Source organism: Jannaschia sp. L-14R (genome assembly GCF_056857695.1).
This window is the reverse complement of sequence record NZ_JBSXNP010000008.1, coordinates 75,498-95,529: the sequence shown is the minus strand read 5'-3', so window position 1 is coordinate 95,529 and position 20,032 is coordinate 75,498. Positions and strand designations below refer to the sequence as shown.

Here is a 20,032-nt window from a genome sequence, read left to right as displayed (position 1 = left end):
ATCCGAAGGAGCTGCAGTTTGGCGGATAAGCACCAGATGTCTGTTTCTGTCTGGCGCGGTGCGGCTGCCGGGTCTTTTCAATCCTTTGATGTGAAGATGGAAGAGAACCAGACCGTCCTCGATGTAGTTGCCTGGATTCAGCAACACGCAGACCCGACGCTGAGCTATCGCTACGCTTGCCGCGTGGGCATGTGCGGTTCTTGTGCAATGATGGTGAACGGCACCCCGCGCTGGACCTGCCGCACGCATGTCAAGAAGGTGTTGGTCGACGGCCACATGGAAATCGCACCCTTGCGCAATCTGCCGGTGATCAAGGATCTGGCCACCGACATGGACCCGTTTTTCGATAAATGGGTCGCCGCTGAAGGCCTGCACCACCCGACCCAAACCCGCCACGATCCGATCGAGGCGATTGACCCGGCCAGCGCAGGACGTGTCGAGGTCAATGCGGGCATCGAATGCATCAACTGCTCCGTCTGTTATGCCGCCTGTGATACGGTCGCCGGCAATCCCGACTACCTCGGTCCGGCCGCGCTACAAAGGGCGTGGAGCGTCTATAACGACAGCAAGGACGCGGGCAAACAGGCCATCCTCGATGCGGTGTCCGGCGTGGGCGGCTGCCACAATTGTCACAGTCAGGGCAGTTGCGCGGTGCATTGTCCGAACGAGTTGAACCCGATGAACGCCATTGCGGGACTGAAGCGCGAAACCGCCCGCAATTTCTTCAGGAGACGCGCAAGATGACATTCAGGCTCTACATGGTGCAGCGCATTTCCGCACTGATCATGGCCCCGCTGGTGCTGATGCACATCGCGGTGATGATCTACGCGATCCAGGGCGGGCTATCGGCTGCGGAAATCCTTGGCCGAACCCAGGGCAGCGTCCTGTGGTTCCTGTTTTATGGCACATTCGTCGTCGCGGTCTCGATCCATGCAGCGATTGGTCTGCGCACAGTGCTGTTTGAATGGGCGGGCCTTCGTGGAACGGCCTTGAATGCTGCCGCCTGGGCCGTCCTCGCCCTGCTCCTGATCCTCGGGATGCAGGCTGTCTATGGAGTCACGGCCACATGATACGCGGATACCGGGCCCACACGCTTTGGGTGGCATTTCTGCTCCACCGTATCTCGGGCGTGGCGCTGGCCCTGTTCCTGCCGCTGCATTTCTGGGTGTTGTCTTATGCGTTGACCGCGCCCGAAACGCTGGATGGCCTCCTGCGCTGGACCGATCTGGGCATCGTGAAATTCGCGGAATTCGGCCTCGTCTTCCTGCTGTCCGTCCACATGTTCGGCGGATTGCGCCTTATGGCGCTGGAATGGCTGCCCTGGACATCGGGCCAGAAAACTGCGGCTGCAAGCGCGGTTGCCGCCTCGACGCTGGTGGCAGGCGTCTTCTTTCTGAGAGCAATCTGATGCAGATCGAGAGGCATGACACCGACATCCTGATCCTCGGCACTGGCGGTGCGGGGATGTTCGCCGCCCTTCATGCGCAACAGAGCGCACCGGCTGGAACGAAGATCACGATCGCCGTCAAAGGTCTGATCGGCAAATGCGGCTGCACCCGTATGGTCCAGGGCGGCTACAACGTGGCCCTAGGTGGCGGCGATACGGTCGAGCGGCATTTCATGGATACGATCCAGGGCGGCAAATGGCTGCCCGATCAGGACATGGCCTGGAAACTTTGCGAACAGGCCGTTGTGCGCATTCGCGAGCTGGAAAACGAAATCGGCTGCTTCTTCGACCGCAATCCCGACGGCTCCCTGCACCAGAAGGCCTTCGCGGGTCAGACGGCAGACCGCACCGTCCACAAAGGCGACCTGACCGGCATCGAGATCATCAACCGGCTGATGGAGCAGATCCTCGCCCGCCCTGTCGAGAAATTGCAGGAACACCGCGCCATCGGCCTGATCCCGACCAAGGACGGCAGCGCGCTTGCAGGTGTTCTGATGATTGACATGCGCACCGGAAAATTCCGTTTCGTGCGCGCCAAGACCGTTCTTATGGGCACCGGCGGCGGGCCGACCATGTATAAATATCACACCCCCAGTGGCGACAAGACGATGGACGGTCTGGCCATGGCTTTGCGGGCGGGCCTGCCGCTGCGCGACATGGAAATGGTGCAGTTCCATCCGACCGGATTGCTGGCGGGCGACCATACCAAGATGACCGGCACTGTGCTGGAGGAAGGACTGCGTGGCGCGGGTGGGCGGTTGCTGAACGGGGCCGAGAACCGTTTCATGTTCGACTACGACGCCAAAGGCGAACGCGCGACCCGCGATGTGGTCAGCCGTGGTATCTATGCGGAAATGCGCAAGTCCAACACGACCGCGAACGGCGGCGTTTACATCTCCATGTCTCACCTTGGCCCTGACAATGTCCGCGCCAAATTCCCCGGCATGGTCAAACGCTGCGCCGACAGCGGTTTCGACCTGGCCGCAGGTAAGGTCGAGGTCGTGCCGACCGCACATTACTTCATGGGCGGGGTCATCGTGGATCCGGACACCCGCACCGCGATGGAAGGCCTGTACGTGGCGGGCGAAGATGCGGGCGGGGCGCATGGCTCCAATCGCTTGGGCGGCAACGGGGTGGCGAACTCGACCGTTTACGGCGGCGTGGCGGGCGATGTGATGGGGGCGGACATTCGCAACATGGGCGCCTTGCGCGACCCTGACGAAGCCGTGCTGGAGGCCGAAGTCGCCCGCGCATTGCGTCCTCTGTCGAACAGGATCGCCCCGATCCAGCCGCTCCGCGACAAGCTACAGGAAGCGATGTGGGAAGATGTCGGTGTCATGCGCACCGAAACCGGCATGCGGCGCGGCCAGGCCCGTATCGCCGACATTCAGGCCGAACTGTTGAAGACCGGCATCTCGGGCGACAACCTCGCCTTCAATCTGACATGGCACGACTGGCTGAACATGGCGTCGCTGTGCGAAATTTCCGAAGTCATAACCGAGGCGGGTCTTGCCCGCGAAAATTCCCGCGGGGCGCATTTTCGCGAAGATTTCCCCGAGAGCGGCTCGATGGAGAGCAGCTATTTTACCGTTGCAAGGCAGACTGGCGCGGAACTCGGCGTCAGTCGCGAGGACGTGAAGTTTACAATTGTTCGCCCCGGCGAAACCATCTTGCCGGAAGGCGAACCCATATCACTGGTGGAGGCCGCAGAATGATCCCGATCGACATCATCCAGAAAACCGCCGAGACTCTGATGGACAAGGCCGCCATCGAAATTCCCCAGGATTATCTGGACGGGCTGCAAGCCGCAGCAGAGGTCGAGGACGGCGATCTTTCGTCCTTCGTGTTGCAGGCGATGCTGGAAAATTACGAGGCCGCCAAGGAAGACCGCCGCGCGATGTGCGGCGATACCGGCACCCCGCGCTGGTACGTGAAAATGGGCAACGAGACTCAGATCGAAGGCGGTCCGATTGCGTTGGAAGCCGCCCTGCGCCGGGCCACCGCAAACGCCACCAACGGTGTGCCCCTGCGCCCGAACCGCGTGCATCCGCTCTGGCGTACGGACCACAACAACAATGTGGGCATTGGCGCACCCGAGATTGAATATGGCTACGAGCCGGGTGGTGAGTGGATTGACCTGATCACCGTTCACAAGGGCGGGTTGTTCGGCACGGACTACCGGATGCTGTTCCCGTCGGACGGGATCGAAGGGATCAAGCGGTTCTACCTCGACAGCCTTGTCGCCTTCGGCAAGCGTGGGCTTGCCTGCCAGCCTGCCATCATCGGTATCGGGCTTGGCGGCTGCAAGGACACCTGCATGGTTCTGGGCAAGCGCGCCGCCTGCCTGCGCACGGTGGGCAGCGAGAATTCCGATCCGAAAATCGCAGAGCTGGAGCGGGAGTTCAAGGAACTCGGCAACTCCATCGGCATGGGCGCAATGGGTTTCGTCGGCAAGTCGATGGTGGTCGATTGCAACATCGAAGTCGGCTATTGCCACACGGGCGGCATGCAGATGTCCGTCCACGCCTTCTGTCTGTCATCGCGCCGCGCGGTCGCGCGGGTCCATGCGGACGGACGAGTGGAATACCGCACCGACCCCGACTGGTTCACCGTCTACCAACGCCGCGAAACGGTCGAATGGGACGCCCCTGCATTGGAAGCCGCGGAATGAGCGGACCGCTTGCAGACATAAGAATCCTCGACCTTACCCATGTTCTGGCGGGGCCGTATGCCACTGGTCAACTGGCGTTGATGGGGGCCGAAGTGATCCGCGTCGAACGCCCCGGTGGCGACGATTTCGTGCGCGGGCATGGTGGCACGAAGGCGATGCGCGACGCAGGGCTTGGCGCATCCTTCCTCAGCCAGAATTCAGGAAAAAAATCCGTGGTGCTGGATCTGAAGACCACGGAGGGCCTGGATGCCGCGCTATCACTGGTCGCGCAGGCGGATGTGCTGGTGCAGAATTTCCGTCCCGGCGTGGCAGAGCGTCTCGGTCTGGGCTTCGACGCCACCACGACGCACAAGTCCGATCTGATCTATGCAGGCCTGTCGGGCTACGGTCCGGACGGCCCCCTCGCCTCCCGCCCCGCTTATGATCATATCTTGCAGGGCGTCAGCGGGTTGATGGCCATGACCGGCAGCCCCGAAAGCGGTCCGCTGCGGGTTGGCATCCCGATCGTGGACTACGTCGCAGGCCAATCCCTTGTTGCGGCCATTCTCGCGGCCCTTTTGCAACGCGCGAAACAGCCGTCGGTGCCGCAAGAGCTTCACGTCTCCATGCTTGACGCGATGACCAACCTGATGGGCGCATATGCGGTCAACCACCAGACCACCGGGGCGCTGCGCGGGCTGGACGGCAATCGCGCGTTCTCGGACTCGCCTTTCTCCGGCCGGTTTGATTGCGCCGAGGGGCAATTGGTCGTCACCGCCAACACGGTCGCGCAAACGGACCGACTGTGCCGTGCACTTGGGCGGCCGGAATTGGCGCAAGCCGACGCTCAGACCGTAGCGGATACGCTGAAGCGCGTTTTTGCCACCATGACCGTCGCCCACTGGGACACTTTGCTGGCTGAGGCAGATGTGCCCGCCGGTCCCGTCCTCGATCTGGGCGCGGCTTTGGCGCAACCACAAATGAAGAACTCTCCGTGCTGGCACGATCTTCCCGTGCCGGAACTGGACCAGACCGTCCGTGTGCCCGGCCTCAGCTTCCGCGCCCCCTGGGCACCCGTCCAGCTTAAGCCCGCCCCGACGTTCGGGCGCGACACCGCCGAAATCCTGTTATCGGAGGCCGCACAATGAGCCCGCGTAAAATTCGCCTCAGCACTACGCCCACGCAAGAGGCGCTTGACGATCTGCGTCTTGGCGACATCGTCTATCTGGACGGCCTGATGTATACGGCTCGCGAGGGCGTTTACAAACGCGCGCTGGAGGACAAGGCCAACATTCCGATGGAGTTGCCGCGCGACTCGGCGGCAAACTTCCACTGCTCCCCCGCCGCGCGGATCAACCCTGGCGGCACCTTCGAGATGGGGGCGGTGACCGCCACGGCGTCGTTCCGCTTCGCCAAATGGCTGCCTGAATGGATGGCGAAATCCGGTGCCAAGCTGATCATCGGCAAGGGCGGCATGACGTCGAAAGACTACAAAGCCTTCTTCGTCCCCAACGGCGCGATCTACCTCTCGACAGTGGGCTATGGCACCGGCGCGCTTTTGGGGCGCGGAGTGGAGAAGGTCGAGGCGGTCCACTGGAACGAGGAACTGGGGTTGGCCCAGGCCATGTGGGTGATCAAATGCAACAACATGGGCCCGTTCATTGTCGCCTCCGACAAGAACGGCGATTGCCTGTTCGAGCGCGAAAACGCCAAGGTCGCGAAGAATCTGGAGCGCGTCTACGAAGGGACCCGGCCCGCAACGCTCAAGAGATATGGCGAGACTGACGATCGCAGCGACGAGGTGATCTAGACCCGCGCCTCCAGGGTCAGTGTCTGGTATTGAGCCAGCTCTTCGGGCAGCTGTTCGACGCCTAGCCCCGGTGCCTCGCTGATTGCGAACAATCCGCTGCCCTGCACCCCTGCCGCATCAAATGCGTCGCGCAAGGGGTTGGGGTTCACGTCGACTTCAAGCATCCCGTCCCCGCCAACCGCCGCCAGCAGATGACCCGAGGCAATTAGCCCGATGCCGCCACCCAGGAAATGCGGGCAATAGCGCAGCCCCGCATCACGGACATTGCGGGCGACGGACGCGCAGCCGCTCAGGCCGCCCCATTTTACGATATCGGGCTGAACCACCGACAGATGCCGCGCGGAGATTGCGGCGACGAACTCCGTATGGCCGGCAATGTTTTCGCCACCCGCCAACGGAGTCTTGAACCCCGCTGCCAGCTCGGCCCAATCTGCGGTCGGCAAGTCGGCACGAACCGGTTCCTCAAGCCAACCCAGACCCATCGCGTCGATCTGGGCGGCATAAGACAACGCCTCCTTGACGGACCACGCCTGATTGACATCGGCCATCAACTGCTCACCCGTGTGCAACGTCTCAGCCATCGTGTGCAGCGCGTTAAGGTCGCGCCTGCCGTCAAAGCCGATCTTGACCTTAAACGCGTCATGCCCTGCCGCGCGGGCCCGCGCGGTCAACTCAGGCGCGGCGCCAATCGCGATGCCGCTGGCATAAGTTGGAACGGCATCTGCGGCATCCTTGTTCAGGAACCGCGCCACCGACAAGCCGTCACGACGCGCAAACATATCATGCAGGGCGATATCCAGTCCCGCGATCACTTGCCGGAAAGGTCCCCATTCGCCCGATTGCAACGCACGGATATGGGTCTGCTCGGTGAGGCGGTCAAAAAAGTCCCCCGCCTTGTTGACGCGCGCACCCACCACCAGATCGCAAATGTCCTGCACCAAAAGCTGTGCGCGGTGTTCTGCGGCTGCGGCGGGCCAGTTGGCGAAAATCTCTCCCCACCCGAACACGCCGTCTTGGGCCGTCAGCTTGACGAAAACCGCCGGACGATCACGCATCACCCCGAACGAGGTTGCCACCGGCACCTTAACGGGAACGCGAAAACAGACCGCTTCGACACGTTCGATCACGCAAGTCATCACAAAATTTCCCGCGCCATCAGGATCAACCCCGAAACCAGCATCATCGCGATCAGCAATCGGCGGAACTGGTCATCCGTAAGTCGCTTGAAGACCGTGATGCCAATCTGCGCAAAGATCATTGTCACCGGCAGAGCCATCGCGATGTAGGTCAGCGTCTGCACAGTGTATGTGCCCTTGACTGCGAAGACCAAAGCGGCAACGCCCAGCACCACCACGTTGAACGGTTGCAGCACCGCCCGCGTCTCGGATTTTGTCCAGGGTCGCATGGCGCACCACATCGTCGGCAGCGCACCCGACAGGGACGCCGCACCGCCCAGAACACCTCCCGAAAATCCGATCAAGACGTCGACCACCGGCGTCGGACGCTCCAGCTTTGGCAGGGACGACCGCAGGGTGAAGAAGCCGCCGTAAAGGATCAGAAATCCGGCGATGATCAGCTTCAGCATATTCGGCTGCAGGACCGACAGAGCTGCAACACCCAGCGGGACACCGACCAACGCGGGCAGCACGAAGCGCATGAGACGACGTGGCTGATCCATGATCGATGCGCGTACCAACCAGACCCCTTGCAGGCCTGCGATGACCGACATGACCACCACGATGGACACCGCTTGCGCGGGGGGCATGATCTGCAGCCAAAAGCCCAATGCAAACAGAGCAGTACCAAACCCAGCCAGCCCGTTCATAAAACCGCCCGATGCGGCACCCAGGGCGAGGATCGCAAAGAATTCCAGGGTCATGACCTAGCTCGTTGCCTGTGGAAATGGATCAAACCGACCCACTTTGACCGCATTCAACAGCTCGGTTTCTACTTCTTGAAGGACCCGCAATTTCACAGTGTTGGCCAGTGACATCAGCCCAAGTTCGCGCACTGGCGCGTCATCACCCAAGGGAATATGCCTTACCGGCAGGGGGTTCGGTGGCAGCACGCTTCGATGCGGGACAATGGAGACGCCAAGATCGGCATGGACCATGCTCAGAATGATCTCCAGATTTTCCAGCTCCATCGTGTCCTTCACCATGATCCCCTTCACTTGCAGCCAATTGTCGATGAAATCGCTCAGCAGCGCCTTGCGGGTGAAGCGGAGGTAGGGATGTGTGGCCAGAATTTCGAACGGATCGTCAGATTTGACATTGATTGACGTCAGCAGTTCCATCGGCTCCATACTAATTGGTGCCCATCGCATATTTCGGGGTACGACATGCGGCTTGGTAATCACCGCCGCATCCAGCATTCCACGTTCCAGTTCAATCAGCAGCTCCTTGGTTTGCCCCGGTGTCACGCCGATATGCAGATCCGGAAAGCGCGCCTTGATCGAAGTGATGGCAAATGGGATCAGACTCGTCAGACCTGTTGGCACGCTGCCCAGCGACAGGTTCCCGCGCAGGCCGTCATCACCCAGTATCGAGGGAAGGAGATTATCGTAAGCGGCCACAATCTCGCGGGCGCGGGTGACAATGGCGCGGCCCACGGGGGTCAATTCAGGTGTCCGCCGGGTGCGATCGAACAGGGCGACGCCCCATTCCTGCTCCAACGCCTTCATCTGTTGGCTAACTGCGGCGTGGGTGACAAAAACTGCGTCGCCCGCAGCACTGAATGTGCCGTTTTCCTCGACGGCAATCAAAGTCTTGAGCATCCGGATAGACATGTGCGACACGTTTACTGTTAGTTTAGCTTTCGGTAATTGTAATCAATTGCCGCTTTATACAAGAATGTCTTACCAATAGGATTTGTCAAGGATCGGCATGTCGCTGGACTTGTCGGTAAGGGAGGCTGAAGTTCAGCAGCCAGAAGTTTTTGGGAGGAAACTATGAAATTTTCGAAATTCAGTGCTTTGGGCGCTGTCGTCCTGGGACTAGCCACTGTGGCGTCCGCGGCGGAATACCCTGACCGTCCGATCAACATGATTATCCCGTTCGGCGCAGGGGGAGCTACCGACATTTCCGCGCGCACGATCGCGGAACCCCTCGGCAATGCCGTCGGCAAGCCGCTTATCATGGCAAACGTAACCGGCGCGGGGGGCGCAACCGGTTCGGTCGCCGCGATGAATGCCAAGCCCGATGGCTATACGATGGTATTCACCCGTGTCGGGTCGCACTCCGTAAACCCCGCGATGAAGGCGACCCTGCCCTATACGCTGGATGATTTCCGGTATGTGACTGTCTATGAAATCAACCCATTCGCCTGTGCCGTCGCAGCCGACTCCGACATCAACTCGATGGACGATCTGGTTGCCAAGGCACGCGAAGGCGGGGTCAGCTTTTCGTCATCTGGCGTAGGTTCCGGCCTGCATCTCGGTGGCGTCATGGTCATGGATGCATTCGGCATCGAGGATCCCGTCAATCAGGTCACGCATATCCCGATGGATGGTGGCGGCGCCGCGGCAACGGCCGTGTTGGCGGGGACAGCGACGTTCCTGTGCACCAACTCCTCGGCCCTGGCGAGCTTCGTGGCCAACGGCCAGCTGAAACCGTTGATGGTCACCACGGCCGAACCTGTCGTGGGCTTCGACGCGCCGACCGCGGCCGATCTGGGCAAGCCCGAGCTGGAACAGCTGGTTGGCTGGACCGGGATCGCAGGTCCCAAGGATTTGCCCGATGACATCGCCGCCAAATGGGGCGAATGGATGCAGGCCGCAGCCAACGACGAAGAGTTCGTGTCCCGCATGGAGGCCGTCGGATCTATCATCAACGTGATGAGCCCGGAAGAGGCCAACGATTTCATTCGCGGTCAGTACAGCACCTTCAAGGCGCTGGTCGACAGACTCGGCATGCGGATCGAAGGTTAATCCTGGATCGGCAAGGCGCGCGGAGGCTTCCGCGCGCCATTTTGTTGCAGAAGGTCGGGATATGCAAAGCATTCACAGACAAACCGTGATCGGCCTTGCGGCGCTGCTGGTGTCCGCAATCATTATTCTGATCGTCATTCCGACATGGGTCTCGTCACCCAGTAATGTGCGCAATATCGTGCTATCGCCAGTCTTCTGGCCCTACATTCTAAGCGGGATGACAGTCCTGATCGGACTGGGCCTCGTGGTTACGGGCTTTTATTCTTCGGAAAACCTGACACATGAACCGAACGACATTCCCGGCGGATACAGGCGACTGGCGTTCATGGGCGCAATCATGGTCATCACCATGTTTGCCCTGCCTCGTCTGGGCATGGTCTGGACATCGATGCTGATCTTCGTTGCGACCGCCGCCCTGATCCGCAGTTCGCATCCGAAAACCGCACTCATCTGTGCCGTCCTCGTGCCACTGGCGCTCTATGCTTTCTTTGCCCATGTCGCCAGCGTCGCCATACCGCAGGGCGATTATGTGAGACTTCCATGAATTTTCTGGACAATATCGCCGCCGGGCTGTCGCTGGTCGGCAATCTAGAGGCCTTTGCGGCGCTGTTTCTCGGCGTTCTGATTGGTACCATTGCGGGTGCTATTCCGGGCATGTCCGCAACTATGGCGGTCGCGCTGACCTTGCCATTCACCTTCTCGATGGAGGCGATCACCGCCATCCTGCTGCTGCTGGGTGTCTACAAGGGCGGCATCTTCGGAGGCAGTATCCCGGCCATCCTGATCAAGACTCCGGGCACGCCTGCCTCCAGTGCCACGGTGCTCGACGGCTACCCGATGGCCGAAAAGGGTCAGGCAGGCAAGGCGCTGGGCATGGCACTGTGGGCCTCCTGCACGGCGGATCTGGTTTCCAACCTCGCGCTGATCCTGTTCGCGGGCTGGCTGGCCTCCTTCGCACTCAACTTCGGACCGCCGGAATTTTTCACCCTGATCCTGTTCTCGCTGACGATCATTGCGGGCGTTTCGGGCAACAGCTTGTTGCGCGGGGCGCTGTCGGCGATGCTGGGCTTGCTTCTGGCCACCGTCGGGCTTGATCTGGTCTACGGCACCAACCGTTTCACTTTTGGCGATCCGAACCTGATGGGTGGTCTGAATTTCATTGCCGTGCTGATCGGTCTGTTCGCCATCCCCGAAGTATTGTCGATGGTCTGGGAACCGAAGCCGCATGTCGGCAAGACCCGCAGTCTGGGCAAAAATTCCGTGACCTTCGCCGAGTACAGACGATGCTTCAAATCCATCGTGCGAGGCAGCTTCATCGGCGTGTTCCTCGGCTCGATTCCGGGCATCGGGGCGGCCCCGGCGGCCTTCCTGTCCTATAGCGAGGCACGGCGCAAATCGCCGGTGAAGGAAAATTTCGGCAAGGGCGAGCTGGAAGGCGTGGCCGCCTCGGAGGCTGGCAACAACGGCGTTGCAGGGGCCACCCTGATCCCGCTGCTCGCGCTCGGCATACCGGGCGACGTGATTACAGCGATCATCATTGGTGCGTTCATGGTGCATGGCCTGCAACCCGGCCCGATGATGTTCATCCTGAACGTCGATATCATCTACGGGCTGTTCATCGGCCTGATCGTCAGCTCGGTCTTCCTGCTCATGATCGGCTCCGTCGCCATTCGTGGCTTCAAGTATGTGGCCGACATTCCGCGCGGCGTCCTGTTTCCCGGCGTTCTTGTCCTATGCATCTATGGCGTGTTCGCGGTGAACAATAACATCTTCGACGTCGGGGTGATGTTTGTGATGGGCTGGGTCGGTTTTGTAATGCTGCGCAACGACATTCCGGCGGCACCGTTCCTGATCGCATTCATCCTGGGCCCGCTTCTGGAAAACAATTTCCGTCAGGCGATGCTGATGTCGGGCAATTCGCCAGACATCCTGTTCCGCGGTCCGATCACATGGTTCTTCTGGGCGCTGACCCTGCTGACCATGGTTGCCATCGTTCGTGCGGGCATCCGTGCCACGAAGGACCTCAAGAAGAAGAACATCTAAGCTGTGGTCACCCAATCCCGCTTATGTTTCTGACGGATGCGGGCTGCCAGGCATGGACCATATGCTTTGGAAATCCTGTCCCTGAGGGTCGGAGCTAGTCGCTGGAGTGGGTCAACTCCGGCACGTCTTTGGCCCCGGCCGATCCGCGCCCCGACAGGGACGGATTTTCCATGAAAAAACGGTGACAGCTGAACGGGTTTACCAGCGTCGACAGATCCGCACGCGTCCAGGCCCCTTCCGCCCCCAGAACCCAGCTTTGCGCCACATCCGCCAGATTCGCGGCCATGATCTGACTGACGATCTGCGCCTTGACCGTCGGGTTCACGCATTCGACCAGCGTCTCGACCCGGCGGTTCAGGTTACGGCCCATCCAGTCTGCGGAACTGATGTAAACCCTTGCTTTCTTGGCCGGAAGACCGTGCCCGTTGCCGAAACAGACGATGCGCGAATGTTCCAGAAAGCGCCCGACGACAGATTTCACACGGATATTTTCCGACAGACCGCGAACACCAGGACGGATACCGCAGATACCACGGATGACCAGATCGATGCGCACGCCCGCCTGCGACGCCGCATAAAGCGCGTCGATGATATCCGGCTCGATCACCGAATTCATCTTGGCCCAGATGACTGCCGGGCGTCCGGCACGCGCATGGTCGGCCTCGGCGGCGATCGAGGTCAGCAGATGATCTTTCATCTGGCTGGGCGAAATCGACAGGCTTTCCAGTCCATCCGGTGGCGCATAGCCCGAGATGTAGTTGAAGACCTTGGTCGCATCCCGTCCAAGTGCCGCAGAGCAGGTGAACAGCGACAGGTCGGTATAGATGCGCGCCGTCATCGGGTGATAATTTCCGGTGCCAAAGTGTGTATAGGTCACCAGCCTGTCGCCCTCACGGCGCACGACCGTGCTGATCTTGGCGTGTGTTTTCATCCGGGTGAACCCATAGACGACATGCGCGCCTGCCCGCTCCAGACGACGGGATTGCCGGATGTTCGCGGCCTCGTCGAAGCGGGCCTTCAACTCGACCAGCGCGGTGACGGTCTTTCCCTGCTCGGCCGCCTCGCACAGGGCGGCGACGATAGGGCTGTCGCGCGATGTGCGATACAGCGTCTGCTTGATGGCCAGGACATTCGGATCGTTGGCCGCCTGCGTCAGGAAGCGGACGACCATGTCAAAGGTCTCATAGGGGTGGTGCAGCAGCATGTCCTTCTGCCGGACCGCCGCGAACATGTCGCCATCGTGGTCCTGCACACGTTCGGGAACGCGCGGCGTGAAACTGGGCCACAGCAGGTCCTTGCGGTCGTCGACAACTAACTCCTTGAGCGCGGCAAGGCCGATCAGCCCGTCGACGTCGATTACTTCGTTTTCGTCAATGCCGATTTCCTCGACGATCTCGCGGCGCAGGTCGGCGGGCGCGTTGGCCGTCATCTTCAGGCGGATCACATCGCCACGGCGACGCCGCTTGAGCGCGGTCTCGAATTCCCGCACCAGATCTTCGGCCTCCTCCTCGACCTCCAGATCGCTGTCGCGCAGCACACGAAATGCGCAATGACCCTTGAGGGAATAGCCCGGAAATATCTGTTCGATCTGCAACAGCAGCAGCTCTTCCAAAGGCAGGAACCGGATTGCATGGGGGGCGTCCGCGGCACCGGCCCCCTCCAGACGCAAGAAACGATCGATCTGTGTCGGGATCGGCAACAGCGCGCGCAGCGTCCGTCCGTCGGAGGTACGCTGCAATTCGACCGCAAGTGCGAAACCTTCGTTTGGCAGAAACGGAAACGGGTGCGCCGGGTCGATGGCCAGCGGCGAGACGATGGGAAATACGCTGTTCAGAAACAGCTTCGCCATGTCACGACGTTCCGCCCCGGTCAGGTCGGCTGCGGCCAGAAGGGAAAGACCTTCCCCTTCCATCTCGGTGCGGATGGCTTTCCAGACGAACTGCTGATGCGCCAGCAGGCGGCCTGCATCCTCGTCGATCATCACCAGTTGCTCGGCAGGTGTGCGTCCATCGGCGGCGGGTGTGCGGTTTCCGGCGCGCGCCAACTCGCGCAGACCGGCGACACGGACGGTATAGAACTCATCGAGGTTCGCCGCCGAAATCGACAGGAACCGCAGGCGTTCCAGCAGAGGAACACGCGGGTTCTCGGCCTCCTCCAGCACACGCCAGTTGAACGCCAGCCAACTGCGTTCGCGGTTGAAAAACCGTTTCGGAGTGGTCCGGCGTGCCTCGTCCAGATCGATGGGATCGGGAATCGGTGCATTCAGGAAGTCGGCTGGGGGAATCGCTGTCATGGCGGGCGTCTGGTTTCGCTTTGTACCGGAAAGTCGACAGGCTAGGCGGGCCTGGGTCGGGTGTCCAGCAGCCCCCGCCTCAGCCGTCCAGCAGATCGCGGGCCAGCGCCTGGTTCAGAGGCACGCCGCGTTCCAGCGATTGCGCGTCCAGACGGTCGACCAAGGCGCGTGCTGCGGCAAAGCTGCGCTCCATCCGGGGCAGCAGAAAGCCGATCAGCGCGGGTTTAACCTGCAACTGCCGGTCCGCGAACAGCTTGAGCAACACCACCGACAACAAGGTATCGTCCGGGTCGTCAATGGGCGCGGGCGTCAGCGACGACAAGCGGCTTTTCAGATCTGGCAGCTTCACCGGCCAATCCGATGGCGGCGTCCGCCCTGTCAGCAACAGGCCATGGCCGGTCTGCGCGCAGGCGTTCCACAGATGGAACAACGCCTCCTCGTCGACGCCCCGGTCTGCATCCTCGATCACCAGCGGTCCTTTCGCCAGATCAGGAGCCTGTGCAGCCCGAAGTCCGGTGGCAGGCAGGGTTGTCGCGCCGGTGTCGCCGGCCCAGATCTGCGCCAGATGCGACTTGCCGCACCCTTCGGGCCCGATCAACGCTAGCCTGCGGTCCGGCCAGTCCGGCCAGCTGTCCAGCAGCGCCAGCGCCGTCGCATTCGATGTCGAGATCATGAAATCATCCCGCCCCCGCGCGTCCAACCGTGGCAGCGAGATACTCAGCTGGGTCATTGTTCGCCCGTTGACGTCCGGTCTGCGTCACGGGGCACGGAGAGTTGCGGCTCGGGGTCCGGAGGATTGCCCTGATAGAGCAGGCTGGACTTGTATTCGGCGATCCCGTGGCGCGCCACGACGCCCAGCGCCGCGGCGACCGGCACCGCGATCAGCATGCCCACGAACCCATAGATCGAGCCAAAGGCCGCAAGGGCGAACAGCAGCCATACGGGATGCAGCCCGACCGAACTGCCGACCAGCTTCGGCGTCAGGATATTGCCTTCCAGAAACTGGCCGGAGACGAAGATCGCCGCCACCAGCCCGATCGACGCCCAATCGCCCCAGAACTGGAACAGCGCCAGACCGATGGCAAGGCCGCCGCCGATCAGTGCACCGACATAGGGAATGAACGTGATCAGCCCGGCAATCGCGCCCACCACCAGCCCGAATTGCAGCCCGACCAGCATCAGGCCGACTGAATAATACGTGCCCAGAATCAGGCAGACAGTCAGCTGACCACGTACGAAACTGGCCAGCGTTGCGTCGATTTCGCTGGCGATGCGGCGGATGCGGCCAACGTGTTCACGGGGCAGCATCTCGTCAATGCGCGCGACCATGTTGTCCCAGTCCAGCAGCAAATAGAATGCGACGACGGGAACGACGACGATGAAAACCACCGCATTCACGACACCGAAGATATAGCCCAACACCTGCTGCGCCAGCTCTCCGCCGCGGGACCGTATCGCCTCTCCCATGTCAACCAGCGCCGTTTGAATGATGCCGCCTTCGGCAACCATGTCGGGAAACCGCGCGGTCAGCCAGGCCCGAAGGGCGGCGAAGTAATCCGGGGCGACACGCACCAGAGCATTGGTCTGTTGCACCAGCATCGGGATCAGGAAGGCGACGGCGATCACCAGCACGGTCAGGCCGATCAAAGTGATCACGGTCGTCGCAACGACGCGCGGCAGGCCCAGCTTCTCCAGCCTGTCCGCCAGCGGATCGAGGATATAGGCAATCGCCGCCCCCACCAGAAACGGCAACAGAACCGGCCCCAGATACCACATCAGGACAAGCAGGACGGCCAGCGCCACGCCCCAATAGGTTATCTGTTGCCGAATGGGCAGCGCCATGGTCGTCCCTCGCGTTTGCCCGTCCTAGATGCCCGTCCCGCCCCGCCGGTTCAAGCCGCGCAGGCTCAGGGGCGCGCCCTAATTCAATCGGTTCTTGACCAACGGACCGACCGCCCCAAAGTCGATCTGACCGGGATATTTTGCCTTCAGCACGCCCATGACCTTGCCCATGTCGCGCACCGATGTGGCACCCGTCTCGGAAATGGCTGCGGCAACGGCGGCCTCGACTTCGGCATCCGACAGGCGCTTGGGCAGGAATTCCTCGATGATGCCGATTTCCTCAAGCTCGGCTTCCGCCAGCTCCAGTCGTCCACCCTCTTCATACGCGCGGGCCGATTCCTGACGCTGTTTGACCATCTTGGCCATGATCGCCGTCGCCTCGGCATCGCCGACGGTGCGACCCTCGGCGCGCAGGGCGATGTCCTGATCCTTGATCGCGGCGTTGATCAGCCGCAGCGTCCCGACCCGTCTCGCATCCTTGTCACGCATCGCCTCTTTCAGGCGCATGCCCAGTCGTTCCCGCAATTCCATCCGAACACCCTGTGCCGTTGCCTGAGGCGCGGACAGATAAACCAAGCCGGGCGTCCCGGCAAACCTTTCCGGGATCGTAAATCCTTTTCCGAAACGTCACCCGCCAGAGGTTGACCGCCCGCCGCACGCTCCCTAGAACCCGGCGAGTTTGCCCGATGCCTGCCTCATCCCTGCCAATCCGGAGTATTCCATGCCCCAGACCCCGACCGCCTGTCTCGCCCTTGCCGACGGCACGATCTTCAAGGGTCGCGGATTCGGCGCGACTGGCGTTGCCGTGGCCGAGTTGTGTTTCAACACCGCCATGACCGGCTATCAGGAGATCATGACCGACCCCAGCTATGCCGGACAGGTCGTGACCTTCACTTTCCCGCATATCGGCAACACCGGCACCACACCCGACGACGACGAAACGGCACAGCCCGCAGCGGCCGGAATGATCGTCAAATGGGACCCGACCGACCCGTCGAACTGGCGCGCGACCAACGATCTCGAAAGCTGGCTGACCTCTGCCGGGCGCATCGGAATGGGCGGCGTCGACACCCGCCGCCTGACTCGTGCGATCCGGCAGCAGGGCGCGCCGCATGTCGCGCTGGCGCATGATCCGGAAGGTAATTTCGATATCGAGGATCTGGTGGCGCGGGCGCGCGGCTTTGCAGGTCTGGAGGGTATGGATCTGGCGGGCGAAGTCACCTGCGCCCAGTCCTATCGCTGGGATCAGACGAAATGGGCCTGGCCCGACGGTTTCGGCACATTGGATGCGCCGCGTCACAAGGTCGTGGCGATCGACTTCGGGGCCAAACGCAACATCCTGCGGTCTCTGGCATCTGTCGGCTGCGACGTCACGGTCCTGCCCGCGACCGCCACGGCCGAGGAGGTCAAGGCCCTCTCGCCCGACGGCGTGTTCCTGTCGAACGGTCCGGGCGATCCCGCCGCGACCGGTGAATATGCCGTACCGATGATCCGCGAAATGGTCGCATCGGGAATACCAGTATTCGGAATTTGCCTGGGCCATCAGATGCTTGCAATGGCCTTGGGGGCCAGAACGGTCAAGATGAACCACGGCCACCACGGCGCGAACCACCCGGTTCAGCGGCGCGTCGACGGCAAGGTCGAGATCACATCCATGAACCACGGCTTCACCGTCGATTCGCAAAGCCTGCCGGATGGCGTCGAGGAGACCCATGTCTCGCTGTTCGATGGGTCGAATTGCGGCATCCGCCTGTCGGGCAAGCCGGTCTTCTCGGTGCAATATCATCCCGAAGCCAGCCCCGGCCCGCATGACAGTGCCTATCTGTTCGATGATTTCGCCGCCGCGATGGATGCACGGCCTGTCTGAAGATCAGGACGTTCGTTTGTTAACAAACATTTAAGACTTGGCTGCGAAGGATACCCCGGATCGAGTTCCGGGTATTCCATGGCCACGTCCACTGCATCTGCCGCTCTACGTACATCCGTCGATCCAGGCGATCCGGCTGCTCCCCCGCTGCGGTCTTTCGCCTCGGTCAGACCGGCGGCAGGCCTTGCCTGTAGGCCAGGCTTCCGGCGACAGGCTTATGTGCGGCGACCCAAATTGGGTGAGATCCTGCTCGAAATGGGGGCGATCAACGGCTCCGATCTGGCTCACGCGCTGATTCTTCAACGCAGGTTATCTGCACGGCTGGGCGATGTCCTGCTGCGGCGCGGTCTGGTTGACGATGAGGTTTTGGCCGATGCGCTCGGTCGCCAGCGTGGCCTCGGGCGTGCCGGACCCGCGCCACAAGACTGTCCAGCCATCGACGCGCTGGCCCGGTCACTTCCGTTACAGGTCGCATTAACATTTCGGGCGCTTCCCTGGGACCGTGTCGGCGGACGGACCCTGATCGCGACCTCTCGGCCCGAAGCGCTCGACGATCTGCGCGCGGCTCTGCCCGAAAGCTTCGGGTCCTGCCTTTTCGCGGTTGTTACCGATGGCGCGCTGGACGCACGCATGCATCAGGTTCACGGTGCATCGTTGGCCCGGTCCGCCGAATGTCGCGTTCCTGAAGGGCTGAGTTGTCGCCTGTGGGGCTCCCGGCCGGGGGCTGCGATACTGGCGATTTTCCTGTTGTCGGTGTTGTTGGCCACGCTGGTCTGGCCGACTGGTGCCCTCCGCATCGCGACTGCGCTCGCCTTGATGGTCATGTCCGCCAATCTCGGCCTCCGGGTCGCCGCTGCGCTGGCCATGCGGCGAAAACCCATGGGTTTCAACTCCATCAGACCGGCCGAGCAATCGGCGCGCAAGCTGCCCTGCATCACCATCCTCGTCCCTCTTCACCAGGAGCCGGATATCGCAGCGCCCTTGACCAAACGTCTGGCCCGCCTCGACTACCCAAGAGAACTTCTGGACATCTGCCTCGTGGTCGAGGCTGACGACGCGCAGACGCGCGCCGCGCTCAACCGGGCCGACCTGCCGGTCTGGATGCGGGTCATTCCGGTGCCGGATGGTCATCCGCGCACCAAACCGCGGGCCATGAACTACGCCCTGACTTTCGCCCGCGGGACCATCGTCGGCATCTACGACGCCGAGGATGCCCCGGCGGCAGACCAGCTGCTGACCGTCGCCGCACGTTTCAGGGCTGCGCCCGCCCGCGTCGCCTGCCTGCAGGGATTGCTGGATTATTACAATCCGACGCGAAACTGGATGTCCCGCTGCTTCACCATCGAATATGCCAACTGGTTCCGGCTGATCCTGCCGGGCATCGCCCGCCTTGGTCTGGTTGTACCGCTGGGGGGAACGACGCTGTTTTTCCGGCGCTCCGCTCTGGAACGGGTCGGCGCATGGGATGCGCATAACGTCACCGAAGATGCAGACCTCGGGGTCCGGCTGGCGCGCATGGGATATCGCACGGAAATCATCCAGACGACCACACTGGAGGAGGCGAACGCCTCGCCGTTCGCCTGGATCAAGCAGAGGTCGCGCTGGATGAAGGGCTATATTCTGACCTGGGCGGTGCATTCGCGGCGTCCGGCCCGGCTTTGGAAAGACATCGGGCCGCGCCGCTTTTTCGGATTTCATCTGTTGTTTCTCGGATCGATCCTGAACGCGGTCCTGCTGCCCGTCCTCTGGTCGACGATCATCATGCTGTTCGGCATCCCGCATCCGATCAGCGACTGGCTGCCGGGAAACGGCGCGATTGCGCTTGGCACGATCATGGCGTCCGCAACCGTCCTGTCGATCACCCTGTCCTGGATCGCCTGCTCCACGCTTCACCACCGTCGCCTGCGCCGCTGGATTCCAACAATGGAGCTATACTTTCCCTTAGCAAGTATCGCCATTCTCAAGGCTCTTACCGAAATCGTCCTGCGACCCTTTCACTGGGACAAGACCGCGCATGGCGGGTTCGGAGGTGTAGATCAGGGCGATATCGGAACATTGGAAGACAGCCTGGCCTTGACCGACGCAGGGCACCTCACACGGAACAGCGGTCGAGTGACGCGGATTGCCTGACGTCCGGCGAACGTCCCCGGAT

General features: G+C 61.8%; 19 protein-coding genes. 12 read left to right on the top strand and 7 right to left on the bottom strand.

What is annotated here, in order from left to right; translation table 11 throughout:
* The first annotated feature begins 36 nt into the window (after window positions 1-36).
* The 7 genes from AC13C2_RS03315 to AC13C2_RS03285 are packed head-to-tail and all read left to right on the top strand — an operon-like array spanning window position 37 to window position 5,907.
* On the top strand, window positions 37-744 hold the full coding sequence (locus AC13C2_RS03315) for a succinate dehydrogenase/fumarate reductase iron-sulfur subunit (protein ID WP_092764585.1): 708 nt from the start codon (window positions 37-39) through the stop codon (window positions 742-744).
* Complete coding sequence (locus AC13C2_RS03310; RefSeq protein ID WP_339641795.1) at window positions 741-1,070, top strand: succinate dehydrogenase; 330 nt, start codon at window positions 741-743, stop codon at window positions 1,068-1,070. The genes AC13C2_RS03315 and AC13C2_RS03310 overlap by 4 nt, the downstream gene beginning before the upstream one ends.
* Window positions 1,067-1,408 (top strand): succinate dehydrogenase, cytochrome b556 subunit, encoded by a 342-nt coding sequence (sdhC, locus tag AC13C2_RS03305; protein ID WP_482885932.1) that lies wholly within the window; start codon window positions 1,067-1,069, stop codon window positions 1,406-1,408. The genes AC13C2_RS03310 and sdhC overlap by 4 nt, the downstream gene beginning before the upstream one ends.
* Window positions 1,408-3,162: an L-aspartate oxidase gene (locus AC13C2_RS03300; protein ID WP_482885931.1), complete on the top strand. Its 1,755-nt coding sequence runs from the start codon at window positions 1,408-1,410 to the stop codon at window positions 3,160-3,162. Before sdhC ends, AC13C2_RS03300 begins: the two co-directional genes overlap by 1 nt.
* On the top strand, window positions 3,159-4,118 hold the full coding sequence (locus tag AC13C2_RS03295; RefSeq protein ID WP_482885930.1) for a fumarate hydratase: 960 nt from the start codon (window positions 3,159-3,161) through the stop codon (window positions 4,116-4,118). The genes AC13C2_RS03300 and AC13C2_RS03295 overlap by 4 nt, the downstream gene beginning before the upstream one ends.
* Window positions 4,115-5,245, top strand: coding sequence for a CaiB/BaiF CoA transferase family protein (locus AC13C2_RS03290; RefSeq protein ID WP_482885929.1), 1,131 nt, complete (start codon window positions 4,115-4,117; stop codon window positions 5,243-5,245). The genes AC13C2_RS03295 and AC13C2_RS03290 overlap by 4 nt, the downstream gene beginning before the upstream one ends.
* Window positions 5,242-5,907 carry a fumarate hydratase C-terminal domain-containing protein gene (locus AC13C2_RS03285; RefSeq protein ID WP_482885928.1) on the top strand — a complete coding sequence of 222 codons (666 nt, stop codon included), beginning with the start codon at window positions 5,242-5,244 and terminating at the stop codon, window positions 5,905-5,907. The genes AC13C2_RS03290 and AC13C2_RS03285 overlap by 4 nt, the downstream gene beginning before the upstream one ends.
* Here the strand turns inward: AC13C2_RS03285 and AC13C2_RS03280 are convergent.
* The 3 genes from AC13C2_RS03280 to AC13C2_RS03270 are packed head-to-tail and all read right to left on the bottom strand — an operon-like array spanning window position 5,904 to window position 8,671.
* Complete coding sequence (locus tag AC13C2_RS03280) at window positions 5,904-7,043, bottom strand: mandelate racemase/muconate lactonizing enzyme family protein (protein WP_482885927.1); 1,140 nt, start codon at window positions 7,041-7,043, stop codon at window positions 5,904-5,906. The genes AC13C2_RS03285 and AC13C2_RS03280 overlap by 4 nt on opposite strands.
* On the bottom strand, window positions 7,043-7,786 hold the full coding sequence (locus tag AC13C2_RS03275) for a sulfite exporter TauE/SafE family protein (RefSeq protein ID WP_092764570.1): 744 nt from the start codon (window positions 7,784-7,786) through the stop codon (window positions 7,043-7,045). Before AC13C2_RS03275 ends, AC13C2_RS03280 begins: the two co-directional genes overlap by 1 nt.
* Window positions 7,787-7,789: 3 nt before the next feature.
* Window positions 7,790-8,671 carry a LysR family transcriptional regulator gene (locus AC13C2_RS03270; RefSeq protein ID WP_424337678.1) on the bottom strand — a complete coding sequence of 294 codons (882 nt, stop codon included), beginning with the start codon at window positions 8,669-8,671 and terminating at the stop codon, window positions 7,790-7,792.
* A gap of 186 nt (window positions 8,672-8,857) precedes the next feature.
* Here AC13C2_RS03270 and AC13C2_RS03265 point away from each other — a divergent pair, with 186 nt between their 5' ends.
* From AC13C2_RS03265 to AC13C2_RS03255, 3 genes are all read left to right on the top strand, one after another.
* Window positions 8,858-9,835 carry a Bug family tripartite tricarboxylate transporter substrate binding protein gene (locus tag AC13C2_RS03265; protein WP_092764566.1) on the top strand — a complete coding sequence of 326 codons (978 nt, stop codon included), beginning with the start codon at window positions 8,858-8,860 and terminating at the stop codon, window positions 9,833-9,835.
* 61 nt (window positions 9,836-9,896) lie between these two features.
* Window positions 9,897-10,379, top strand: coding sequence for a tripartite tricarboxylate transporter TctB family protein (locus AC13C2_RS03260; RefSeq protein WP_482885926.1), 483 nt, complete (start codon window positions 9,897-9,899; stop codon window positions 10,377-10,379).
* Window positions 10,376-11,878, top strand: a complete 1,503-nt coding sequence (locus AC13C2_RS03255; protein ID WP_482885925.1) for a tripartite tricarboxylate transporter permease — start codon at window positions 10,376-10,378, stop codon at window positions 11,876-11,878. Before AC13C2_RS03260 ends, AC13C2_RS03255 begins: the two co-directional genes overlap by 4 nt.
* 94 nt (window positions 11,879-11,972) lie before the next feature.
* Here AC13C2_RS03255 and AC13C2_RS03250 read toward each other — a convergent pair whose 3' ends face one another.
* The 4 genes from AC13C2_RS03250 to AC13C2_RS03235 form a co-directional block, all read right to left on the bottom strand.
* Window positions 11,973-14,171, bottom strand: coding sequence for an RNA degradosome polyphosphate kinase (locus AC13C2_RS03250; protein ID WP_482885924.1), 2,199 nt, complete (start codon window positions 14,169-14,171; stop codon window positions 11,973-11,975).
* A gap of 79 nt (window positions 14,172-14,250) precedes the next feature.
* Window positions 14,251-14,901 (bottom strand): P-loop NTPase family protein, encoded by a 651-nt coding sequence (locus AC13C2_RS03245; RefSeq protein ID WP_092764560.1) that lies wholly within the window; start codon window positions 14,899-14,901, stop codon window positions 14,251-14,253.
* Entirely contained in the window at window positions 14,898-16,013 is a 1,116-nt protein-coding gene (locus tag AC13C2_RS03240; RefSeq protein ID WP_482885923.1) for an AI-2E family transporter, read from the bottom strand. The genes AC13C2_RS03245 and AC13C2_RS03240 overlap by 4 nt, the downstream gene beginning before the upstream one ends.
* Before the next feature lie 78 nt (window positions 16,014-16,091).
* Window positions 16,092-16,544, bottom strand: a complete 453-nt coding sequence (locus AC13C2_RS03235; RefSeq protein WP_092764556.1) for a GatB/YqeY domain-containing protein — start codon at window positions 16,542-16,544, stop codon at window positions 16,092-16,094.
* A gap of 190 nt (window positions 16,545-16,734) precedes the next feature.
* On the opposite strand from AC13C2_RS03235, the gene carA reads away from it, so the two are divergent.
* Window positions 16,735-17,880 carry a glutamine-hydrolyzing carbamoyl-phosphate synthase small subunit gene (gene carA, locus AC13C2_RS03230; protein WP_482885922.1) on the top strand — a complete coding sequence of 382 codons (1,146 nt, stop codon included), beginning with the start codon at window positions 16,735-16,737 and terminating at the stop codon, window positions 17,878-17,880.
* 219 nt (window positions 17,881-18,099) lie between these two features.
* Window positions 18,100-20,010 (top strand): glycosyltransferase family 2 protein, encoded by a 1,911-nt coding sequence (locus AC13C2_RS03225; RefSeq protein WP_482885921.1) that lies wholly within the window; start codon window positions 18,100-18,102, stop codon window positions 20,008-20,010.
* Window positions 20,011-20,032 lie beyond the last annotated feature (22 nt).